Source organism: Mesorhizobium sp. M7A.F.Ca.ET.027.02.1.1, from assembly GCF_004022985.1.
In the GTDB taxonomy this organism is placed as follows: domain Bacteria; phylum Pseudomonadota; class Alphaproteobacteria; order Rhizobiales; family Rhizobiaceae; genus Mesorhizobium.
This window is the reverse complement of record NZ_RZOL01000968.1, coordinates 1-413: the sequence shown is the minus strand read 5'-3', so window position 1 is coordinate 413 and position 413 is coordinate 1. Positions and strand designations below refer to the sequence as shown.

General features: G+C 62.2%; 1 protein-coding gene. It reads right to left on the bottom strand.

Features of this window, described 5'->3' with window-relative positions:
• Positions 1–413 (bottom strand): ATPase, T2SS/T4P/T4SS family (locus tag EN749_RS37270; protein ID WP_145991238.1); only part of this gene is annotated, 413 nt, incomplete at both ends.

Sequence of the window (413 nt, the reverse complement as noted above, 5' to 3'; positions counted from 1 at the left end):
GTGTAGCCGCCCATCGCGATCATCGATTCGATGCGGTTCAGGCATTCGCGCGGGCTGTTCGAGTGGATCGTGCCCATCGAGCCGTCATGGCCGGTGTTCATCGCCTGCAGAAGGTCGAACACTTCAGGTCCGCGCACTTCACCGACGATGATGCGCTCGGGCCGCATGCGCAGGCAGTTCTTGACCAGATCGCGCATGGTCACCTCACCCTCGCCCTCGAGGTTGGGCGGGCGGGTTTCCAGGCGCACGACATGCGGCTGCTGCAATTGCAGTTCGGCCGAGTCCTCGCAGGTGATGACGCGTTCGTCGCGGTCGATGTAGTTGGTCAGGCAATTGAGCAGCGTCGTCTTGCCCGAGCCGGTACCGCCTGAAATGACGATGTTGCAGCGGACGCGGCCGATGATCTTGAGAAT